This window comes from Rossellomorea sp. ABR4_004, from assembly GCF_056159585.1.
Map to the genome: position 1 here is coordinate 1,505,875 of NZ_JBSWVM010000001.1, position 21,912 is coordinate 1,527,786.

At 41.2% G+C, this 21,912-nt stretch carries 26 protein-coding genes; 10 read left to right on the forward strand and 16 right to left on the reverse strand.

The features are described 5' to 3' along the window. Nucleotides 1–30: 30 nt before the first annotated feature. Nucleotides 31–399 (reverse strand): DUF2188 domain-containing protein, encoded by a 369-nt coding sequence (locus ACXAF2_RS07940; RefSeq protein WP_475138076.1) that lies wholly within the window; start codon nt 397–399, stop codon nt 31–33. 85 nt (nt 400–484) lie between these two features. Further along, nucleotides 485–868 (reverse strand): PaaI family thioesterase, encoded by a 384-nt coding sequence (locus ACXAF2_RS07945; protein ID WP_475138077.1) that lies wholly within the window; start codon nt 866–868, stop codon nt 485–487. A 175-nt stretch (nt 869–1,043) separates the two neighbouring features. Between ACXAF2_RS07945 and ACXAF2_RS07950 the strand changes: the two genes are divergently transcribed. Continuing rightward, the gene (locus ACXAF2_RS07950; RefSeq protein ID WP_475138078.1) at nt 1,044–1,430 is read left to right on the forward strand and encodes a YuzC family spore coat inner layer protein; all 387 of its coding nucleotides are present in this window, start codon (nt 1,044–1,046) and stop codon (nt 1,428–1,430) included. 234 nt (nt 1,431–1,664) lie between these two features. Here the strand turns inward: ACXAF2_RS07950 and ACXAF2_RS07955 are convergent, their stop codons facing one another. Both ACXAF2_RS07955 and ACXAF2_RS07960 read right to left on the reverse strand, forming a co-directional pair. Beyond that, nucleotides 1,665–2,981: a Na+/H+ antiporter family protein gene (locus ACXAF2_RS07955; protein ID WP_475138079.1), complete on the reverse strand. Its 1,317-nt coding sequence runs from the start codon at nt 2,979–2,981 to the stop codon at nt 1,665–1,667. Nucleotides 2,982–3,376: 395 nt separating this feature from the next. Continuing rightward, nucleotides 3,377–4,882, reverse strand: a complete 1,506-nt coding sequence (locus tag ACXAF2_RS07960; protein WP_475138080.1) for a leucyl aminopeptidase — start codon at nt 4,880–4,882, stop codon at nt 3,377–3,379. Between the two features lie 157 nt (nt 4,883–5,039). Between ACXAF2_RS07960 and ACXAF2_RS07965 the strand changes: the two genes are divergently transcribed. Both ACXAF2_RS07965 and ACXAF2_RS07970 read left to right on the forward strand, forming a co-directional pair. After that, nucleotides 5,040–5,519 (forward strand): divergent PAP2 family protein, encoded by a 480-nt coding sequence (locus tag ACXAF2_RS07965; RefSeq protein ID WP_475138081.1) that lies wholly within the window; start codon nt 5,040–5,042, stop codon nt 5,517–5,519. 10 nt (nt 5,520–5,529) lie between these two features. After that, entirely contained in the window at nt 5,530–6,318 is a 789-nt protein-coding gene (locus ACXAF2_RS07970; RefSeq protein ID WP_475138082.1) for a cobalamin-binding protein, read from the forward strand. 46 nt (nt 6,319–6,364) lie between these two features. On the opposite strand, the gene ACXAF2_RS07975 is transcribed toward ACXAF2_RS07970, so the two are convergent. The 5 genes from ACXAF2_RS07975 to ACXAF2_RS07995 form a co-directional block, all read right to left on the reverse strand. Further along, nucleotides 6,365–7,069 (reverse strand): 3D domain-containing protein, encoded by a 705-nt coding sequence (locus tag ACXAF2_RS07975; protein ID WP_475138083.1) that lies wholly within the window; start codon nt 7,067–7,069, stop codon nt 6,365–6,367. 254 nt (nt 7,070–7,323) lie between these two features. Continuing rightward, complete coding sequence (locus ACXAF2_RS07980) at nt 7,324–7,641, reverse strand: YuiB family protein (RefSeq protein WP_475138084.1); 318 nt, start codon at nt 7,639–7,641, stop codon at nt 7,324–7,326. Between the two features lie 214 nt (nt 7,642–7,855). Further along, entirely contained in the window at nt 7,856–7,981 is a 126-nt protein-coding gene (locus tag ACXAF2_RS07985) for a YuiA family protein (protein ID WP_475138085.1), read from the reverse strand. A 158-nt stretch (nt 7,982–8,139) separates the two neighbouring features. Beyond that, nucleotides 8,140–8,643: an NUDIX domain-containing protein gene (locus tag ACXAF2_RS07990; RefSeq protein ID WP_475138086.1), complete on the reverse strand. Its 504-nt coding sequence runs from the start codon at nt 8,641–8,643 to the stop codon at nt 8,140–8,142. Between the two features lie 59 nt (nt 8,644–8,702). Beyond that, on the reverse strand, nt 8,703–9,920 hold the full coding sequence (locus tag ACXAF2_RS07995) for an NAD(P)/FAD-dependent oxidoreductase (RefSeq protein WP_148970826.1): 1,218 nt from the start codon (nt 9,918–9,920) through the stop codon (nt 8,703–8,705). A gap of 498 nt (nt 9,921–10,418) precedes the next feature. On the opposite strand from ACXAF2_RS07995, the gene ACXAF2_RS08000 reads away from it, so the two are divergent. Further along, the gene (locus ACXAF2_RS08000; protein ID WP_475138087.1) at nt 10,419–11,417 is read left to right on the forward strand and encodes an NAD(P)/FAD-dependent oxidoreductase; all 999 of its coding nucleotides are present in this window, start codon (nt 10,419–10,421) and stop codon (nt 11,415–11,417) included. A 260-nt stretch (nt 11,418–11,677) separates the two neighbouring features. Then, complete coding sequence (locus ACXAF2_RS08005; protein ID WP_475138088.1) at nt 11,678–12,322, forward strand: SDR family oxidoreductase; 645 nt, start codon at nt 11,678–11,680, stop codon at nt 12,320–12,322. Nucleotides 12,323–12,371: 49 nt separating this feature from the next. On the opposite strand, the gene ACXAF2_RS08010 is transcribed toward ACXAF2_RS08005, so the two are convergent. After that, a complete protein-coding gene (locus ACXAF2_RS08010; RefSeq protein WP_148995260.1) occupies nt 12,372–12,734 on the reverse strand; it encodes a HesB/IscA family protein in 363 nt (120 codons plus the stop codon). A gap of 217 nt (nt 12,735–12,951) precedes the next feature. Between ACXAF2_RS08010 and ACXAF2_RS08015 the strand changes: the two genes are divergently transcribed. After that, nucleotides 12,952–13,650 carry a DUF2225 domain-containing protein gene (locus tag ACXAF2_RS08015; RefSeq protein WP_475138089.1) on the forward strand — a complete coding sequence of 233 codons (699 nt, stop codon included), beginning with the start codon at nt 12,952–12,954 and terminating at the stop codon, nt 13,648–13,650. A 95-nt stretch (nt 13,651–13,745) separates the two neighbouring features. On the opposite strand, the gene ACXAF2_RS08020 is transcribed toward ACXAF2_RS08015, so the two are convergent. Beyond that, nucleotides 13,746–13,982, reverse strand: a complete 237-nt coding sequence (locus ACXAF2_RS08020) for a YuzB family protein (protein ID WP_173107417.1) — start codon at nt 13,980–13,982, stop codon at nt 13,746–13,748. Nucleotides 13,983–14,313: 331 nt separating this feature from the next. Between ACXAF2_RS08020 and ACXAF2_RS08025 the strand changes: the two genes are divergently transcribed. Beyond that, nucleotides 14,314–15,381 carry an NAD(P)/FAD-dependent oxidoreductase gene (locus ACXAF2_RS08025; protein ID WP_148970776.1) on the forward strand — a complete coding sequence of 356 codons (1,068 nt, stop codon included), beginning with the start codon at nt 14,314–14,316 and terminating at the stop codon, nt 15,379–15,381. Between the two features lie 88 nt (nt 15,382–15,469). Here ACXAF2_RS08025 and ACXAF2_RS08030 read toward each other — a convergent pair whose 3' ends face one another. Beyond that, nucleotides 15,470–15,796, reverse strand: coding sequence for a YuzD family protein (locus ACXAF2_RS08030; protein WP_475138090.1), 327 nt, complete (start codon nt 15,794–15,796; stop codon nt 15,470–15,472). Nucleotides 15,797–16,629: 833 nt separating this feature from the next. Between ACXAF2_RS08030 and ACXAF2_RS08035 the strand changes: the two genes are divergently transcribed. Beyond that, a complete protein-coding gene (locus ACXAF2_RS08035) occupies nt 16,630–16,866 on the forward strand; it encodes a NifU family protein (protein ID WP_034763763.1) in 237 nt (78 codons plus the stop codon). 49 nt (nt 16,867–16,915) lie between these two features. Here ACXAF2_RS08035 and ACXAF2_RS08040 read toward each other — a convergent pair whose 3' ends face one another. Beyond that, complete coding sequence (locus ACXAF2_RS08040) at nt 16,916–17,878, reverse strand: 2-hydroxyacid dehydrogenase (RefSeq protein ID WP_475138091.1); 963 nt, start codon at nt 17,876–17,878, stop codon at nt 16,916–16,918. A 90-nt stretch (nt 17,879–17,968) separates the two neighbouring features. Beyond that, nucleotides 17,969–18,970 (reverse strand): spore coat putative kinase YutH, encoded by a 1,002-nt coding sequence (yutH, locus tag ACXAF2_RS08045; RefSeq protein ID WP_475138092.1) that lies wholly within the window; start codon nt 18,968–18,970, stop codon nt 17,969–17,971. A gap of 287 nt (nt 18,971–19,257) precedes the next feature. Between yutH and ACXAF2_RS08050 the strand changes: the two genes are divergently transcribed. After that, nucleotides 19,258–19,758, forward strand: coding sequence for a phosphatidylglycerophosphatase A family protein (locus ACXAF2_RS08050; RefSeq protein ID WP_113968983.1), 501 nt, complete (start codon nt 19,258–19,260; stop codon nt 19,756–19,758). 318 nt (nt 19,759–20,076) lie between these two features. Further along, nucleotides 20,077–20,199, forward strand: coding sequence for a sporulation histidine kinase inhibitor Sda (gene sda / locus ACXAF2_RS08055; RefSeq protein ID WP_113969158.1), 123 nt, complete (start codon nt 20,077–20,079; stop codon nt 20,197–20,199). Here sda and ACXAF2_RS08060 read toward each other — a convergent pair. After that, nucleotides 20,196–20,447 carry a helix-turn-helix domain-containing protein gene (locus ACXAF2_RS08060; RefSeq protein ID WP_098350080.1) on the reverse strand — a complete coding sequence of 84 codons (252 nt, stop codon included), beginning with the start codon at nt 20,445–20,447 and terminating at the stop codon, nt 20,196–20,198. The genes sda and ACXAF2_RS08060 overlap by 4 nt on opposite strands. Before the next feature lie 585 nt (nt 20,448–21,032). Further along, nucleotides 21,033–21,797 (reverse strand): TIGR01457 family HAD-type hydrolase, encoded by a 765-nt coding sequence (locus ACXAF2_RS08065; protein WP_475138093.1) that lies wholly within the window; start codon nt 21,795–21,797, stop codon nt 21,033–21,035. Between the last annotated feature and the right edge of the window lie 115 nt (nt 21,798–21,912).

The following is a 21,912-nucleotide window of genomic DNA, read 5'->3' on the forward strand; positions in this document are numbered from 1 at the left end:
AGATTTCTCTCGGTTGGTCAAGCCTTTTTCCTATCGCTGATACAAATGATTCTCAACACTTCCATCCTGCTTGTGTACAACAAGCGTGCCAGAATGATCCGTCACATAGTCCTTTGCCTTAGTCAACAGCTTATCCTTCGTCTCTTCTACCAGGATGGCACGTTGTCCGTCTGCTTTCTTTAACTGCCAGCCGTCGTCATGTGGGCTGACATGATATTCGGTTTTATCCGTAGTATTACCTTCTTCAGACTTATGGGCCCGGTCGGTGGCAATCGCAATCGCACGTCCCTCTTCATACCCTTCATCGAGAAGAGCATTGGCAATCTCAATGGCTTTGTTCCGAACATCCCCAGGCAGGTTTTTCAGTGAATCGGGATAATCATTTTTTGTCCAACTCATTAAATAAAAGCCTCCTAATCAAATGGTTAGTTATTGATTTCCCATTTATTCACTTTTTAAACATTCTGATATGTAAGATTTTCACTTAGCGTTTTGGCACAACTGCCATCGTACATCTTGAAACACAGATCATTTGATCGTCCTCATCCGTGATCTTAATTTCCCAAACCATAGTGGTTCTCCCTTGGTGCATCACCGTTCCTGTGGCGGTAACAAGGCCTTCACGCTTTGCTTTAATATGATTGGCATTGATCTCCAAACCGAAGCAAATCTCCTTTTCCAGATCAATTAATTGTACCGCCCCGACACTGGCAACCGTTTCTGCAAGTGCCACTGATGCTCCTCCATGAAGGAATCCGAATGGCTGCCTCGTGTTTTCGTTCACCGGCATCGTCGCAATTACTTTCCCTTCCCCAAGTTCCACAAACTCAATTCCTAACGTACTGATCAATGTATTTTCCATATTCATATGAATCACCTCATATTATTTTCTTCTCTACTATCTGTTCTAGAGAGTCTGCGAAAATCCTTTATTTTCCCTAAAAGGGCTTGTCTGCACTTCCCTTCTACCATTTGTTTCATGAATAATTCCCTCTTCATTTTCATACATTTCCTTAGAGCATTCCAAAGAAAGGGGTTATGTTATGTATCGATACCATCCTTTTTACCCGCCTGTTCAACGCCCCTACCCGCCTATTTATTCAAGGACACAGCCTGTTTTTTCATATAATCGCAATTATCCTCCTGTTGATAGCAACACGTTCATGTCTTCAGCAGGTAAAACGTTAAGCTTGATGGAGGATGCCCAAAAGGTTCTGCAACGAATTAATAACTCTAAAGATTTTTCAAAGAAGTTTATGAGTGCTGCACAGCAATCAAACCTCCCTGAAGTACATAAACTACTTCAAACCATCAACACAAAAGTACAGCCCGTCGTCTCATTCAATCCTGACGGCGTGCGTTTAGTCTTCGATGAGAAGCTTGGCCAGGTGGATTGCTGTCATTTGATTGTGATTGTCCGGTGGATGTAGTGTATGTGCTCCACCCTTATTACCTATAACGAAAGAATAGCAGTGTCCAGTGATGGCACTGCTATTCTCATTTATTCATTTCTACTTAATAATAATTAGGTAATAACCCGGAAATCCTCTATAACCGTTTGGGGGAAATAATAATACGGGCATTGAGCTAAGAGTGTGAAACATACTATTTCGCCTGAAGTGACTGTGAAATAAAAAAAGCAGGGGCACATGTCCCCTTGCTTTCTATAGAATAATAGCTGCAATCCATCCGAATAGTATCAGTGGAATATTGTAGTGTAAGAATGTTGGTACACATGTGTCCCAACTGTGGTTATGCTGTCCATCCGCATTTAATCCGGATGTCGGTCCGAGCGTACTGTCCGATGCCGGGGAACCTGCGTCACCAAGTGCCCCTGCGGTTCCGACAATCGCAATCGTTGCGAGGGGACTGAATCCAAGCTCCATGGCAAGCGGTACGAAAATGGCTGCGATAATTGGAATCGTAGCGAATGAAGATCCGATCCCCATCGTCACCAGAAGTCCTACAATCAACATGATCAGAGCAGCTAATGCCTGGTTTCCACCGATTACGTCAGCAGTCGCTTCAACCAATGTTTCGACATCGCCCGTTGCTTTTACCACTTCTGCAAAGCCTGAAGCAGTAATCATCACAAAGCCTATGAAGGCCATCATTTTCATTCCATCATTCAGTAACCCGTCAGCCTCTTTCCATTTAACCGATCCTGTGATGTATAGAACGGCAATACCAGCTAATGCACCGAAGATCATTGATTCCAGCTGAAGCTGTACATATAGAGCGACAACGATGGAAACGAGAGCGAAAATCATCGCTCTTTTATTGTACACGACCTTTTCTTCTGCGATCACTTCTTCTGCTTCAATGTATTCCCTTGGTTTACGATAACTCACAAACACGGCGATAAGTAACCCGATCACCATGCCCCCTACTGGGATTAGCATCGCTTTTGGAATATCCCCCAATGCAATATCCATACCGCTTGAACCCATGTTCTGAGCAATGATTTCATGGAACTGCAAGCCGAATCCAACTGGCAAAAGAATATATGGTGCCGTTAATCCAAACGTAATCACGGATGCGATTAAACGTCTGTCCATCCGTAATTCTGTCATCACCTTTAATAAAGGCGGAATCAAAATAGGAATAAAGGCAATGTGAATCGGAATCACATTTTGTGAGAAACAAGCCATGATTAAAATAGATAAAACGATAAGTGCTTTCGAAAGGGCTGTCTTTCTAGAATCGCCTTTTTTCCCAACTACTTTAAGTACCCAGTCAACAAGCAGATTCGGAATTCCCGTGTAGGAAATCGCCACCGCGAATCCACCCAGTAATGCATAACTCAAGGCGATACTAGCCCCGCCGCTGATTCCTTCAGTAAATATGGATATCGTCTCGTTTAATCCCAGTCCACCAGTCAAACCTCCGACTAATGCACCAGTGATCAGAGCGAATACAACATTCACGCGTACCAGACTTAGTACAAGCATGACAAGAACCGCTATAACAACTGCGTTCATAACTACCTTCCTCCTCAAAATTCCCCATACAACGATTTATCGTTACGCTTTAGTTCACTAAATTGGTAGAGTAATAAAATCACGATTTCAACTTTAACAAGATAAAGAGAGTTTGTCAACACTTTAGCAGAGTAAAAAGGGAGGGGGGGAATTTTTAGTCGTAGATGGGTTCCTGGGGAGGATCGGGTTAGGTTACCAGCAATTGTGAATCGGCTGGATTTTGACCTATTCCGTCCGAATTCTGGTCATAAACGGCCGGATTACCAGCTTACCCCACTCGGGACCCGCGTATGATTTACAATTTCAGCCACCCCAATCATGAATGCTCACAAAAAAAGCCTTCTTTCAGTGTCATCATGCTTAAACACTGAAAAAAGACTCTCCATTCCTTCACATTATTTCTCTAAGGGCACAAAACGCTCGACTAATAGTGCAAGGGTTCTTGCCATGACACCCGTTCCGCCTTTAGGACCAAGTTCATAGCTTCCTTTCGTGGTCGCCGTACCTGCGATATCAAGGTGCACCCAAGGAAGTCCTTCGGCGAACTCTCCGACAAATGCCCCACCCATGATGGCGTGACCAGCTCGTCCCGGTGAGTTGTTCAGGTCGGCAATATCACTTCCTCGAACTCGCTTCTTGTCGTTTTCCGTATAAGGGAGCTGCCAGATGTATTCACCTGATTCCCCTGACGCTTCCAGCACTTGCTCGAAGAACGCTTCATTATTCGTGAGTGCCCCCGTTTTGTCCTCACCCAGAGCAATGATGACTCCACCGGTTAAAGTTGCAACGTCCACTAAATAATTTGCTCCTTGATGCTTTGCATAGGTCATACCGTCAGCAAGTGCGAGACGGCCCTCAGCGTCTGTATTTAACACTTCAATGGTTTTACCGCTCATTGATGTAATTACATCGTCAGGCTTGAATGCAGAGCCGCTCACCATATTGTCTGTTGAAGGAATGACGGCAACTACGTTTTGTTCCGGTTGGATTTCACCGATGATTTCCATCGCACCAAGAACCGCCGCTGCTCCACCCATATCTGCTTTCATCCCGACGATTCCATCTTTAGGTTTAATAGAATAACCGCCTGTATCGAAGGTGATTCCTTTTCCAACTAAACCGATGACATCTTTCCACTCATCTTTCCCGTTGTACTTAAGAACGATCATTTTTGGAGGTTCAACAGATCCCTGGTTTACAGCGAGCAGTGCGCCCATTCCCAAATGCTCCATCTCTTCTTTATCCAAGATTTCAATTTCAAAGTTATATCGCTCAGCTAATTCAAGCGCGTATTCGGCTAATTTAGTAGAGGTTAATAGATTTCCAGGAGTGTTCACCAGCGTACGAGCTGAATTGACTCCGTTACCAAAGGCGGATCCGATATGTAAAGCCGTCTCTACTTCTTTAGAGTCTGAACTTGTAAAGAACTCAATCGATTCTACGTGTACTTCCGGTTGATTTGATTTTTTCTTATAGCCATGGAATTCATATGTAGACATCGTAAAGGCTTCCATAAATGCATGAGCTGCATCTGTTGCTACCATTTCTTCAGAAACAAACGTATCCAGTGCCACTGAAAAAGAAGATATCTTCATCCGCTTTAAAGCTTTTGATGCTACACCTAACGATTCTTTTAAAGTATCAAATGTAAGATCTTTTTGTTTTCCTAGTCCAACGAACAATAATCTCTTCGTTTTGAGTTTTCCAAACGTATGTACTTTGGTTACTTTCTTTGCTTTTGAAGATATGTCTCCGTCTTTTACCAGCTGTGTAAGATAGCCCTCGAACTTGAGGTCAAGCTCTTTCAGCTTCCCTTCAAATGTTGGCTGAGTGTGAACCCCAACAACCAGGCACTCCTGATTAGCAGCTGTCCATTCATTTTGATTAATCGAAAATTTCATTTATCCGACACCTCCACCCTCTATTATAGCGAAAATGTCCCATTATTTCGACTTTCTAACAAACCGATCCACAAAGTTAATTAAAGAGGTAAATAGGGTATGATATAATGAGAACATTATTTGTATTCAAACAATTGAAAGGGTGGCATTTCACAGCATGGAAGTATTTTTTAATTTTCCATTATGGGCATCTTTATTTTCAATCTTTTTTGCTCAGTTTGTTAAGGTTCCCATACAGTTTATCGCGACCAGGGAATTAAATTGGTCATTAATTACCTCAACAGGCGGGATGCCGAGTTCCCATTCAGCGGCCGTAACGGCATTGTCTACTGGAGTAGCCTTGGAAGTAGGCGTGGATTCACCAATCTTTGCAGTTTCCGCCATGTTTGCCATCATTACGATGTTTGACGCAACGGGTGTCAGAAGGCAGGCAGGAGAACAAGCGATTGTCCTGAATCGATTGATGGTCGATTTCCAAAGGTTCATGTCAGAAGCAAAAGGCTGGCAGAACAAACCCGAACAGGAAAAGCGCAAGGAATTGAAGGAATTACTCGGACACAAACCCATTGAAGTGTTCTTTGGTGGCCTTTCCGGGATTATTCTGACCCTTATTCTTCATTATTTCTTTTATGCATAGGAGTGGCACGATGAGAATTGTTTCAATCTGTCCAAGTAATACAGAAATAATCGATTACCTCGGATTAACTCCACTCCTCGTAGGAGTCGATGATTACTCCGATTACCCTGAAGAGGTACAATCACTTCCCAGGCTCGGACCTGATCTTTCCATTAATATGGATAAGCTGGAGTCCTTGAAGCCTGATTTGGTCCTTTCTTCATTAAGTGTACCTGGAATGGAAAAAAACATAGAAAATCTGGATAAGCGGAACATCCCCCATATTACGTTAAATCCTCAGAGCTTTTCTGATATAGCAGAAGATCTTTTAATGGTGGGAAAAGCGTGTGGAATCGAAGAACATGCCATGAGCCGTCAGAGTGAATTTCTGCAAACCGTAACACGCTTAAAAACGGTGGGTTCCGGGGTTCAACACCCTCCCTCTCTTTACTGGGAATGGTGGCCAAAGCCTGTTTTCACCCCTGGTAAGATCAACTGGTTAACCGAATTGAGCGAGATGATCGGGGCCCTAAATCTATATGAAGATGTGGATCTTGCGAGTGTTCAAACGGATTGGGAAGATGTACAAAAGCGTGACCCCGACTATATCTGTCTTGCCTGGGTCGGCGTTCAGCAGAAACGGGTTAACCCTGATATCGTGAAGAAGCGTCCAGGGTGGAACGACTTGAGAGCTGTTCAACAGGATCGAATATTTGTCCTCGAAGAATCCCTCTATTGCAGGCCGTCCCCACTTCTATTAAAGGGAGCTGTCAAGCTTGCAGGGATGCTTCATCCAGAATTGTATAAAGAGCTCCAATGATGTTAAAAAAGCACGCAGTTCATCTTGAACTGCGTGCTTTTCCTGATTATTCTTCTTTAGGTGATAAAATCTGCTGCCTAAAAACCTGCATGGATTTATTTTCATTTAGATCTACTAATTGCTGTTCGGATAACTCACCTGAACCCATCTGGATCACATACACATCCAGCGTCTGTTTCCCCCATTCACTATACACATCATCGACTGTCTCATAATAGAGATCCAGTCTATTCCCCTTAATAGCGCTCCCTTTATCAGCTACAACCCCATATCCATAATGGGGGATAAAAAGAATGGTACCAATAGGATAAACGGAAAGATCGGCTGCAATCGTAGAATATAAATCACGTTTCACTTTCACTCCTGAATATGTAATTCCGTATAGGGGATGCCCAGGATTCTTCCCGGTCGATTCAATCCCGGCTGTATAGCCTGTGGCTACGACCTTATGCTTGGTATACTGATCCCAATCAACGGACTCTTCCAACGTCCTCGGTTCAACAGGCGTACTCGCAGATATCTGAGTTTCAAAGCCTGCCAGCTTTTTTAGAAATTTAAATGACAATCCTAAACGATTTGTCTGATGCTCTTTATAATTCAAACTGGTTTGATCACGGTCACCCTTATCCATCAACCAGGTTTTAAAGGTTTGGGCCTCTACTCCGGAGACTGATTGAAAAGTGGTTCCCAGTGCCAGGATGAACAAACTGACCATAACGAATCTCTTCGTCCAAGTTTTAAACAAATTCATGTATTCACTCCTCCCACCTTTAATACTTCCCAACCAGGAGGAGATATATGCATAAATTGAGAAAAAAATCGAATAGTTTCAATATTTGGAAATTATCGTTAGCATTCCCTATAGAGGAGTTTCACCGCCCATAGGCGACTTTACAGTAGGTATAACCTATTTCCTCCTTCAACTAGTATGCACAATTTCCGAAAAAAATCATAATAAAAAAACCGTTCAACTTAGGGAAAAATCCCTCGGTTAAACGGATGAGGTTAAAACATTCGATACCCTTTTGCTCTTAAAATTCTCATCACGACTCCTGAAAGAATCGCTCCTGCCAGCCCACTTCCTAAGATCACAAGATCGGCTACAGCCAAGTGGCTGATTTTCGTACCCAATTCAGAAATCGACTCGCCGGCATTTCGGAAATAATCTATAAAACGAACATCATCCACAATAAAAATGACGACAATAGGATAAATGATGGCCATAATCCAGGTCATGCGCAATAACATATTTAACAAAAAGCCTATTCCGAAAAATAGAACAAAAAATAGAAGCATCGAAATTAACATCACATGTATAGGCATTTTTCCGCTTACACCTCCATAAACACTAAAGATTAGTGTACCCCGAGTGTAATGAAAGCGTCAATATTTTCAAGAAGATTTGTAGCTTATTCACAAAATAAACATATGTTCCATATCAGGGAACCATATAAAAACAGACCCAAATCAGGATCCATACCTCCAATGGGAAGTATCCACCTTCATCAGGTCTGCTTTTCATTCTATCTGTTAGGGCTTATTTCTGTTTCCCACTGCCGCAGCAGCACGGACACGTTTCAGAACCACCCAATACTAGCTGAAAGTATCCTTTTCCTGAACAATAAAGACAGTATTTCGTTTTAGTACTTGCAGTAGCTCTCATAATTCCCTCTCCCTTTTCTTTAATTTCTTAATTTTCTGATAATATATCATCTATCTCCAATAAAGAAAAGGGACATGAGAGGGGATGTACCGTTAAGAAAGCGAATACATTTGTGTTTTTCTTTCATTATCTCTTTTTTTCTTAAAATTTACAGAATTTTATAAAAATAATGTGTACTTTGTGTAGGCAAATTGGTCTCCTGGATTAATCCCTTCCATCGGGCTTAATATAGTTTGGTCAGCCACCTGTTTGATCATCTCATGCACCATTACGGACGTTTTTTCATCTTCTAACAATTCCTGAGGTGACTTCCACCCAACATCCCACAATTCTTTTTCTTGGATTTGAATAGAAGAAGTTTCCTTGTTTTCCAACAGAAAGATCAGCATGTTATCACTGACATCGTCTTGGATGACACCTGACCGGACTCCTACAATCCCTTTGATGCTTGTTTGTAATCCCGTTTCCTCCCTTACTTCTCTCATAACCGCATCATCGACTGCTTCTCCAGCATTGACGAAACCAGCAGGCAGGGACCACATTCCTTTCAGACCACTGTATTTCTTTTTTACCACAAGCCATTTACCATTCTCATCAATTACGAGTCCGGCCACCGCAAGCCAAACCTTTCCCCTTTTCACTCTCGAACACCTCCGTAACATTTCCCCACAATAAAAAGCAGAGCGGAAACCACCCTGCTTTTCACTATATGATTTAGGACTTAAAAGAACTTGAACTTCCCTTTTTTGAAGACAAGAGATGGTCCGCCAACCATGTAAAGCGCGCGGTTGTCGACTACTTTCTTCATGAAAGAAGCTTTTGTTCCAGTGATTTTCTTACCGTAAACGACACCGATTGCATCGTCTTCACCCAGTGAACATACTGTTCCTTTGATGTCTGGAGTGAACTCTTCCATGTGATCTTTACCGTGCAGTAAAGCAGCAATATTGCGGGCACATACTTCACCTTGCTGCATCGCGATTTGTGCAGTCGGTGGATATGGACGTTCTGTTTCTTCATTGATCATAAGTGAACAGTCACCGATGATGAAGATGTTGTCATGACCTGGAGCGCGAAGATCTTTGTTGATTTTCACACGGGCACGCATGTTTTCAATCCCAGCTCTTTCGATGATGGAGTTACCGCGTACACCTGCAGCCCATACGATGGTACCGGCCTTGATTTCTTCTACTTCATCTTCACCCTTAGCGATTAGGACGCTGTCAGCTTTCGCTTCTTTAAGTGGAGTTCCGATGTGGAATTCAACACCTTTTTTCTCAAGCTTGGCACGTGCGTATTTCACTAGCTCAGGATCGAATCCAGGAAGTATCATTGGTGCTGCTTCCACGCACACGATACGAACCTTCTTGCGATCGATATCATATTCATGACAAAGTTCAGGAACACGGTTACCTAATTCACCCAAGAATTCGATTCCAGTGAATCCTGCTCCTCCTACAACGATTGTAAGTCGGTCATCTTTCTTTTCTTCTTCGTTTTTATACGTAGCAAACTGTAATTCAATATGCTCACGGATTTGACGGGCAGAGTTGATGTTCGAAATCATGAATGCATGCTCATGAAGACCCTGGATGCCGAATGTCTCAGATTCTGCACCTAATGCAACAACCAGGTAATCGAATTCTACTTCACCGTTACTTGTGATGACTTTCTTTTCTTCTACCTTAATATCTTCAACAGTAGCTTGTAAGAAATTTACTTTGCTTGTGTTGACAACATCTTTTATGTTGTAACGTACACGATCATGATGCAGTGTACCTGCAGAAGCTTCGTGTAACCAAGTGGTTTCGTAGTGATAATCATTTTTATTAACTAAAATAATTTCTGCTTCATTTGTACCTAATTGTTTTTGAAGACGAGTTACCGTCATTAATCCACCATAACCTGCACCTAATACAACGATTCTTGGCTTTCTCAACTGAATCACATCCACCTTTTTTTGATAAATTTGCTTTGGATACTCTTAGAGTCCTCCACATCATGCTTTTTTATCCCGTTCAATCTGATGCTATTACCTTTTTCCCTATAGACAAGAAACTGAAACAAATCAAACGAGAAGTTTTCCTTCATTTAAGAGGAAAGTATAATATGAAAAATAAATAAAAACGATAAACAAGAAAGTATGTGACGTATTTCACGAACTACTACATTCTTATGCGAGAATTGTCATAAATTCTTAACATTATGCCTACATTACATAATATTCTTTTTATCATGCATTTTCAAGATATATATAGGAAATTGAAAACTTAAGAATATTTAAATAAATGATCGAATGACTCATTCAATAGTCGTAGGGGATCTCATCAAAGAGACTGATTATTCCCAATTATAATTTCAATTATTGTGAAGAATCGATTGCTCTGTGATAAAATAAACGAAAGTGAAATACATCTTAATTGTTGGAGGGATCTAGTTGAAGGAAGATCAAAAAGTGTATGATATTACGATCATAGGCGGCGGTCCTACAGGTCTGTTTACGGCGTTCTATGGCGGCATGAGAAAAGCATCAGTTAAGATTATTGAAAGTCTACCACAACTCGGGGGCCAGCTGGCTACTTTATATCCTGAGAAATACATATATGATGTTGCAGGTTTTCCTAAAGTGAAAGCCCAGGACCTTGTAAATAATCTAAAAGAGCAGATGGCTAAATTTGAGACGACGATTTGTTTAGAGCAAGCTGTGGAAGGTGTAGAAAAACAGGCTGATGGCATGTTTAAGCTCACAACCGATAAAGAGATTCATTTTTCCAGGACAATCATCATCACAGCAGGGAACGGTGCCTTCCAGCCTCGCCGCCTGGAACTTGAGCACGCGTCTAGTTTTGAAGGTAAGAATCTTCATTACTTTGTTGATAACTTGGAGCATTTCAGGGATAAGAAGGTTGTGATTTGCGGTGGTGGCGATTCAGCCGTTGACTGGGCACTTATGCTCGAGCCGATCGCAGAAAAAGTCTACCTCGTACACAGAAGAGATAAATTCAGAGCCCATGAACATAGTGTGGAGAATTTGCACAACTCAACCGTGGAGCTTAAAACTCCGTATGTTCCGTCAGAGTTGGTTGTCGATGAGAACAAAATCAATCAGCTGATTTTGGAAGAAACAAAGGGTGATGAGAAAGAAATTCTCGATCTCGATGAACTGATTGTTAACTTTGGCTTTGTTTCTTCTCTTGGCCCGATCAAGGATTGGGGACTGGAAATCGAAAAGAATTCGATCGTCGTTAACTCTAGAATGGAAACGAATATTCCCGGCATTTATGCAGCTGGCGATATCAGTACCTATGATGGGAAAGTCAAACTTATTGCAAGTGGATTTGGCGAAGCACCGACAGCGGTGAATAATGCTAAAGCTTATATGGATCCGAAAGCAAGAGTCCAACCAATGCACAGTACATCCATGTTCACAGACTAAAGACCACTATACGAGAGGTTCAGGATATTTATACCTGAGCCTCTTTTTAATTTGAATGTAACCAACAGCAGGGATACGGAAGAACACCACAAGTGAAAACATCAAAATTATTCCCGCTTTTATGAAACAGATGATCCAATCGAAGAAATATTGTGTACAAACATGACCCTTATTACACCTCCCCATCAAATTGTTTATTTTAGCAGTGAATGGGTAGACCAATAATAGGATAAAAAACTTAAATAAAGGATGATGGATGCATGAATGTACTAGTTATTGGAGCAAACGGTCATACCGGCCGACACATAGTGAAAGAGCTTTCAAGCAGCAGTCAGCATTTCGTGAGAGCCATGATTCGAAAGACAGAACAGGCAAAGGATATGGAAGACTTAGGGGCAAGACCGATTGTTGCAGATCTCGAACAGGACTTTTCTTACGCTCTTGAAAATGTAAATGCCGTTATTTTTGCAGCTGGCAGCGGTGGTTCAACAGGAGACGATAAGACCCTTACAATCGATCAGGAAGGTGCAAAGAAAGCAGTGGATTACGCGAAGAAGATGGGAATTGAGCGCTTTGTGATGCTTAGCTCAATGGGTGCAGATAACCCGTCAAGCGGTCCGGATGCAATTCAGTTTTATTTAAAAGCGAAAGGAGCAGCGGATGCCTATTTGAAGGAAAGCGGTCTTAATTACACAATCGTCCGACCAGGCGCCCTTTCATTCGACGAAGGGAAAGGAAAGATTGAAGCTTCTACCTCCATTGAAGACAAAAGCAGAAACATATCACGTGAAGATGTCGCAAAAGTACTCGTCGATTCCTTGACCACAGAAGAAACAAACCACAAAGTATTCGAAATCCTGAGCGGTGACACGCCTGTTGAAGAAGCGCTAAAAAATATCCATTAATCATAAAAAGGGACGGACCTCCAAAGTGGAGGTCCGTCCCTCTTAGTTATCAGCAATTCTCAGGCGTACCTTTATTCGTCGCCGTCACGAACGATGATCCGCATCCGCATGATGCGATGGCGTTCGGATTATCAATCGTAAATCCGCCGCCCATCATGGACTGCTTATAATCTATTTTAGTACCGTTCAAAATAGCAGCATCATTTTTAGCTACAACAAGTTTGATTCCATGCTGTTCCAGTGTTGTATCTCCATCTTGAAGCTCATGTTCAAACCCCATTCCATAAGAAAGGCCGCTACAGCCTCCCCCTTTAACCGCTACTCGCAACATGGCATCTGTTTCCTCATGTTCCTTCATCATATCTTTAATCTGAAGGGCCGCGGCTTCTGTCAGAATGACTACTTCACTCATTCATTACACCCCCAACCTTTTCATTTCTTACTTCTTAGTATACTCCTTTCTATTTTACTACTCAACCAAAGGGGCTTTGGTGAATGATTGGAAGGAAACTTTTTATCCTTATCAGTAAACCGTGACTTTTTTACTTATCCCCTTCAAAAACACTGGTCCTTCATCCTTCCCTCGAGGTATAATAAGGGAAAATAGTCCCGATTATGAGGTGGTATTCATGACGGTAGTGACACCCTTTTATGATAAAAAAACACGGTGTCTTTCGTGTAAACACTCGTACAGTACAACAAGGATCAGATCCCGTTTTGTGAAGGTAGTTGGATACGACAGTGACTTTTGTCCCCTGTATGATTCAAAGGATGTCAACCCTTTACTCTATAACGTTTCTGTTTGTCCAAAGTGTGGATTCTCATATACAGATGATTTCACAGCGTACATACCTCCTGTTCTCAAAGCAGATCTGGAAAAGAAAATCAGCCTGCACTGGCAGCCACAGGATTATGGAAAGCTGAGGTCATATGACGATGGGATAAATACATATAAATTGGCCGCCTACTGTGCCCTTATTAAAAAAGAGAAAAAGGTGACCATAGCAGGCTTATATCTCCGGACTGCCTGGCTTTATCGAAAGACAGGTGAAAAAGAACAGGAAAGACGATTCATTAACCTTGCTACACATGAATATATTGATGCCTATTTGACTGACGGCGTATCAGGTTCTTCGATGTCCGAAACTAAACTACTGTATATCATAGCGGAATTATTAAGAAGACAGGATAAAATCGAGGAATCGGTCGTATATTTATCTAAAATCATTAGTAAACAACATCTCTCCACTGAACCGAAGATTGTTGAAATGGCCAGAGAGAGCTGGTACGAAATTCGGGATCGTTATAAAGAAGCAAAGTCTTTGTAGAAGTAAACCAGTGTCCACTGGTTTTTTTACATTCCAGAACACATACACAGTTTAAAAAGCCAAAAAAATAAGCCAGTCGAAAGACCAGCTTTTTTTTAGAACATCGGATTCTCTTCAAGAAATTGATAGATATGATCCACCAGTTCTTCAGGTGTATCCCCTGTTACCACTTCACCATTGACGAGAGCATAAAAGGATTGGGCGCATTTTCCGCAATAACCCAGGCATCCATACTCAATAACATCAAGGTTGGGGTCCCTCTCTAATATTTCAAGCGCTTTTTGCGCACCACTAGCAAGATTGCTTATACAAAATTCTATAATAGGTTTCAATTCTATCACCTCACTACTCTTTGTTATGCTACCTTTTTTTATCATTATCGTCAATCATTTCAGTTCCATGTAATGGTATAACAGATTGTGAACATTTTCGCTTATTTCTGTTGTGAAAATGCCGTTATTTCGATATACTTTTAATGTTAATAGGTTTACTAATATGATAATTGCGCGAATTATGCTTCATATTGAAAATGCTTACTTTTTCAGGACCCGTTTCGGCGTGAATGTCCTTTCAATCCCGTCCCATACTATTTATGGGATATACATCACATACAAACACACTATTTCATTCATAATGTAGAGTGCAAAAAAGGGGAAATTTTTCATGAAACAATTAGTGCTGCTTGGCGGAGGATATGGGAACATGCGCGTTCTTCTTCGCTTATTACCCAACCAATTACCTGAAGATGTATCGATTACCCTGATTGATCGAAATCCTTACCACTGCCTTAAGACGGAATACTATGCTTTAGCCGCTGGTACGATTTCAGATCAACATGTACGCGTATCATTCCCGGAACATGCCCGTTTATCCTACGTGTACGGAGATATTTCCGGAGTGGACATGGAAAACAAACTCGTAAATATGAAAGATCAAGATCCAGTTCCGTATGACGACCTGGTGATAGGACTCGGTTGTGAGGATAAGTATCATAATGTACCTGGTGCAGATGAACATACGTACTCCATTCAAACAATTGAAAAATCCCGTAAGACATATCAAACCTTATGTAATCTTCCAGCTGGTTCGATCGTAGGAATCGTTGGAGCCGGTTTAAGCGGGATCGAGCTTGCGAGTGAGCTTCGTGAGAGCCGTTCTGATTTGAAAATAAAGCTATTCGATCGAGGTCCGCGTATTCTTAATGCCTTCCCTGAGCGTCTAAGCTCTTATGTTCACAGTTGGTTCGACGAAAATGACGTTGACATCGTCAATGGTTCGAATATTACAAGAGTGGAACCAAATACGCTTCATAATCATGAAGAACAAATCTTTTGCGATGCCATCGTATGGACGGCAGGTATTCAGCCAAGCAAGGTCGTCCGCGATATGAATGTTGAAAAAGATGCAAGCGGTCGCGTCATTCTGACAAAGTATCATAACCTGCCTCAGGATGAAAATGTGTACGTGGTTGGTGACTGCGCAAGCCTTCCTCAAGCTCCAAGTGCTCAACTGGCTGAGGGACAAGCAGAACAAATCGTGACAGTTTTACTTAAACGTTGGAAAAACGAAGAACTCCCTGCAGAATTACCTAAGATCAAACTTAAAGGAATTCTCGGTTCACTCGGAAAGAAACATGGTTTCGGCCTGGTAAACGAGCGCTCCATCACAGGTCGTGTTGCTCGACTGTTGAAATCCGGTGTGTTGTGGATGTATAAGTATCATAATGGTTGATGTAAAAAAGAACCGCGATTGATGTGCGGTTCTTTTTTTGGTGCAGCTCTATAATCCATCGAAAAAAGCCTATTTCAATTCCCACGAATTAAACCGCTTTATACCCATACTTTTCAAGCTCAGAGTAAATCGTTTTTAAACGGGGATTCCCTTCGCCGACAATATTTCCTTCTAACAGGACAATCGGATAAAACATATCCTCTTCGATGACTCTTGTAGCAAATTGCTTAACGACTTCATCTTCAGGAGGATTGTGAATATCTACATATTTAATCACGAATGGCTGGTTTGGGTACTTCCGACTGACAGCAGCCTCAAGCCATTCGTACGTTTCTTTCGATGATGGTAAATTCACGCAGCTTGGACAAAGTATTTCTGCCCCATATACATAAAGTTCTACAGGCTTACGCTCCATTTCTCTCTCCCCTTTGTTTTCCCTCTCATGTTTATTTTACAAAAAAAGCAGCCTGGTTGGAACGATAATGTATGAATTTCTGTACTGGAAATTGCTTTTAAAAAATTTCTTATGCGCTGTTCGCAAAGCTTTTCTTTTTATTACATGAGAACTGCTATGTGCTCTGTCATCCAGTATGTGCTGGATGGTGAGGGGAACCGCTCCGCTTGGCCGAGCCTCCTCAGCTTCGCTTCCGGGGTCTCGGCACGACCGTACTTCCGCAGGAGTCTCCGCAGTTCCCCCACCATCCATTGAAGATTTCGTGACCTAGCTTATAAGAGAGAAAACAGTCTAATTAAAATTATCTCCAAGTGATTTTTACAACTCTTCTAGAACAAAAGGGGAAATCCAACACTGCGAAATGTATTTCAGTTTTTAAAAATTGATTCTCCCTGAAGAGAATTGAATGACATAGGTCTATTGGGATAACACAGGCAGAAGCTTGATGTGAAGTTTCTCAAGATTGAAATTGTCTTAAAATAGAAGCACAGAGTGGATTGGAGCGGAAGGCACTTGACTCCTGCGGATGTAGAGGAAAAGTCGAGACCCCGCAGGGCAAAGCCTGAGGAGGCTTGACTTCCTCCCCGCGGAAAGCAAGTGCCTGGAGCGGAAAGGAACGGTCCATGTTTTTACACTAAACTCATGGTAAATTCACTTTTCTTGGAGTTACTCAAAGTCAGTGGGATTTCCGTAATAATCAATTTCCAAAAAAGAAATTCCCAATAGTTTGCAGGTTGATAGATTTTTTGTGAATATGTCATTATAATAGAGAGTAAGGAAAGGAGTAGATAATTATGGCTGAAAACGAAATGATTGCACCAGTTCAGGAAGTATTAGATAAATTACGTCCGTTCCTACTTCGCGATGGTGGAGACTGTGAACTAGTGGACGTTGAAGACGGAATCGTTAAATTACGCCTTCTAGGTGCTTGTGGAAGCTGCCCAAGTTCAACAATCACACTAAAAGCAGGAATCGAACGCGCTTTAGTGGAAGAAGTTCCTGGTATTGTTGAAGTAGAGCAAGTATTCTAATCCAATACACCTTAAAGCCTAAATCCTTAATCGGATTTAGGCTTTTTTTTCATTGTACTTCTGTCTTCGGTTGATCTCCTTTTATTACTGCCAGAATGTTCTCAACGCATAAGGCCATCATTTCATAACGAGTTTCTTTCGAAGAGCTGCCAATATGGGGGATGGCGACAACTTGATCTAATGCAAGAAGAGGATGATCGGCATCAATCGGCTCTGCTTCGAATACATCCAATCCAGCACCTGCAATGTCACCCCTCTTCAATGCTTTTTCTAATGCCTCTTCATTTACAATTGCACCACGGGCTGCATTGATGAAAATCCCTGTTTTTTTCATCATGGTGAATTGCTCTTCCTGGAACATGCCTTGCGTTTCCGCATTCAGTGGAGCAAGCACAACGACAAAATCCGACTGGATTAAAAGGTCTTCAAATGTTGAATATTTTACTCCAAGGGCTCTTTCCGCTTCATGCTTCCTGGAACGATTATGATACAGAACATTCATATTGAACCCCTTGGCTCTTCTGGCCACTGCTTCGCCGATACTTCCCATTCCGACGATGCCGATGGTTTTGTGATGAATATCCATGCCGGAAAGGAGAAGCGGTGACCAGCTTTTCCACTTTCCTTCTTTAATATAACGATCCGCTTCAACGATTCGTCTTGCCGTCGCCATTAACAGAGCAAATGTTAGGTCGGCAGTCGTTTCCGTTAGGACATCAGGCGTGTTGCAAATGGTTACGCACAATTCCTTTGCCGCTTCCAGATCTATATTGTCATAGCCAACAGCAAGATTGGCCACGACCTTCAAAGAAGGAGATTTCTGTAATAGCTCCTTGTCTATCCGGTCAGACAGCATAGTAAGTAAAGCAGTAGCGCTCTCTGCTTTACGGAGAAGAATATCCCTTGGTACCGGAACATCCTCATGTTCCCACATGTCGACTTCAAATTCATTCTGCAATGGTGTAATCACTGATTCAGGCAATTTTCTCGTAATGTATATGGATGGCTTCATATGGATTCCCTACCTTCACTTCGCTTTCCTACAGTTTAGCATAAAAATGAAGGTATACAGGGGGTTCGGGTCTGTGAAGACATTGATCGTTTAAAGCCATGCAACAAGTGGAATTCCCCATTTTTTCACCGGAACTTCCGACATATGGTAAAAGTCAGACAGGAATGCCTCATATTGATGGGAATTTTTCAAATAGTTCTCCAGCCTCTCTTCTACTACCTTCTTCTTCTGCTCAGATTCTGAAATATAATATTCCTCGATGCATTCGAAATAATGCAGAGGAAACAGAAGTCGTGAATACAACAGTCTCCATGAGAATGGTGAAAGTGGGGTGATGGATTCATACTCTCTCATAAATTCCTGAAGCTCAGGGTGAAACGTTTGGCTTTTCATGAAATATCTTTCTCTCACCCACTCCGCTATGTCCCTACTGCAGTGATCGAACACCCACTGAAATGGAAAATGAATGCACACTTCAGTCCCCCATGTCGATTGAAGAAAACGTTCGTGGCAAATCGTGCCTGCATCCTCTTGCTTTGGGTCCTCATCAAGCTCTGTATCCACCAGGTACTGAATGGCGTTTTCTGACAAAGCACTGTAATAAGGATAGCTCTCAACAAAACGCCGCTCAAACTCATCAACCGGCTGATCCTGTATAACCTGATAGTACGCTTTTTCTAACTGGTCCAGCCGCTTTTCCCACAGACTCTTCCACTGGCCCATACGATTTATTTTCTCGACTTTTTCTTCAAAGGTCCGTCCCCTGAAATGGAATTTACTTAACTTTCTTCCCAGCTTATTATCTGGGGGGGATTGAATGCTTTCATTTCGCAGCACCACAAAGTCTTGATCTTTTTCTACAACAAGAAATCTCCCTTCGTTGTTAGGAACGAAGGTTGAAACATGGCGGTCCCCCTGACTTTTAAGGTGTTCTGCCAATTTGTAGAGTTCCACTAAGGTTTCTTGTTCCATATTCGTTACGCCGACAATACTATATACTAACCCCCCAACCATATATCGATTCATCATTCCATCAAAGAATGCCCTCTCTGGGTGCAATCCAAAATGATTGATTAATATTTCTTGAGACATATTGATCTCTCCTATCTAACGTGACCGTCTTTTTCTTTTTCGCAGGGTGATCTGTATCTGTGTCAAAAACTGTTTTTCATATTGTCATTTCCTTCATTTTGAAGGACACGCATTATATGAATATAACCTTTAAAGACATTTATGAATATCTCAAACTGGAGATGGGCAAGAATGAGAGTAGAAGCTATTATTATGTCTATTTTTTAAATAGGAATCATATGTGTAAAACAAGGCTTCGTCTAATCGAAATAGGGGTTTTATAATCTTTCAAAGAAAAGGTGAATAGGATGAAGGATAAAGAATCAATGGATTTATTAGAGAAAACGGCACGTAAATGGCTGCATGAAAGAGGAGTGGAGATTGAAGATATCGCTCAATTGGTCATGTACCTTCAACAAAAATATCATCCTGATCTTGAACTAAAGGAATGTGTCTATAATGTTGAACGTGTGTTAACGAAGCGGGAAGTACAGAATGCAATACTGACAGGTATTCAACTTGATATATTGGCTGAGAAAAAGATGCTTGAAGAACCGCTTCAAGCGATTATTGAGGTAGATGAAGGACTATACGGTGTGGATGAAATCCTGGCCTTTTCGATTGTGAATGTATATGGATCGATCGGATTTACAAACTACGGATATATCGACAAGCAAAAACCTGGAATTCTGGAGAGGCTAAATGATAAATCATCTGGTATGTGTCATACCTTTCTGGATGATATTGTCGGAGCTATCGCAGCGGCTGCTTCCAGTCGGTTGGCACACAGGGCGAAATGCGCAGAATGAGGCTGAAGAAGTATCCAAATCAGACGACATGGGTCGTCTGATTTTTTAGTGATAGAAGAAGTGGATAAATACGCTAACAAAATAATCATACTGTATTCCTAAAAGATTACATACTACATATAAATAGATCCATTTAACTAACTTTATTATTGCACATCGATGAATAGTTTTATATAATTACAACTATAGTTGTAATTAACATCAATATAGTTGTAACAAGGCTTCTGTGTGAATAAACATCAAATAAAGGCTATCACTTTTATGAGATTCGAGAGAATTTCACATGCTACATACGAAGAATAATTGAGGTGAAACCCTATCCGGCTCCTAAGTGACCAGGCCCTTATTGATGCTTATAAGAAAGCAAAACAGTTAAAACTCAGTAATGAATTCATCATTCTGATCGAACAAGAAATTAAAAAGAGAAAATTAGTTCATTAAAGAATCGTTTGATTGTAGATGTCTTCGTGTTCCTCGCAAGTCGGCATAATGTCTTCCCACTGTACATCCAGAGCACACACGATGGCATTCAACTTGTTCAGGGACGGGTTCGCCTCTCCCTTTTCAATCAACGAAATATAATTAACCGTTAATCCACATTTGTGACTTAATTCTTGTATGGTGATTTCTTTTGCTCTTCTATGGTGCCTTATTTTCTTTCCGACAAGTCCTGTAACTGTAATACTCATTACCTCACTACCCTTTTAAAAATTCTTTAGAAATGACGTGGAATGTTTCGAAAATCAATTAAGAAACAGTGACTTTCATTCTTAAAGTTGTTTGCATTCGTAAAGAATAGTTAGAAATTGAAAAGGTATCAACGCTAATAGTCCCCTACTACCTTAGATGTTTACCCTAGTTAAATACCTTTACACTTCATTTCGTAATATTTTTTAAGAAAAATCTTTATTTTCTTATTGTTTTTTCAAATCCTGTCTTTCTAGTCCTTCTGAGTACTCAAATATCTGTAATGGAAAAGTTAGTTAGAGGAAAAATCACATAATACTTTAGGAGTATAATTTTCGTACCTGCTATTATTATACTCACCCACTATCTATAGAGGCATAGATAGTCGTTAAAAAGACCATTACATAGGTCCCGGAGTATAAATAGTATTTTGATTACTTCTTTTAACACTAGTTCTATTTTACTTATACGGACGAATGTTGTCTATTATGAATATGTTACTAATACAAGAATTTTTTTCTATTTGAGTACTCAGAAGGGTTTAAAGGAAGTGGCGGCTATAAATACAGCCCCCACTTTCTTTAATATTATATATCCCAATCATCTAACGTTTCAATTGTATAGGTTGGCTGAATATGCTTCGCACTCAAAGCTTCTTTCGTTGTTACACCTGTATGAACAAGCAGTGTATCAAGTCCGGCGTTTATCCCCGCTAGTATATCTGTATCATAATTATCCCCAACCATTAACGTATCTTTCTTAGGCACCCCCAGTACAGATAGCGCCTGCTCCATAATGATCGATTCAGGCTTCCCGATAAAGACTGGTTCAGTTTGTGTGGAAACTGTGACAACTGACGTAAGGGAACCGTTCCCCGGAAGCAGCCCTCTTTCAGTCGGAATCGCGATATCCCCATTGGTTGAAATAAAGGTAGCTCCATTTCTCACGCCTAAACAAGCAAGGGATAGCTTCTCGTAATTAATATCACGATCAATTCCCACTACCACAAAATCAGGTTTCTCATCCTGAAGGGTGATGCCATTTTCCTCCAGTGCCGAACGGATTCCTTCTTCCCCGATGACATACGCCGTCCCATTTGGCTTTTTCTTCGCCATAAACTGAGCTGTCGCCATTGACGTAGTAAATACCTGTTCCTTCGTGGCAGGGATATCAAAGGACTGCAATTTTTCAGCAACCTGTTCCGGTCTTCTCGAAGAATTATTGGTGACAAACAGGTAAGGTAATCCCTTTTTTTGTAATCGTTTAACAAAATCTCCTGCTTCTTCGATTTTCTCTTTTCCTTTATACATTGTTCCATCTAAATCAATTAAGTAACCTTTATATTCCTTCATTCATTTTGTACCTCCGTATACTTGTGTATAGTATGTCCAAATACCTGTAGGGCCTGTGCTATTTTCGGTAAAATACATTCCATAAATAAAACAAAACGCTCCCTATATAGAAAGC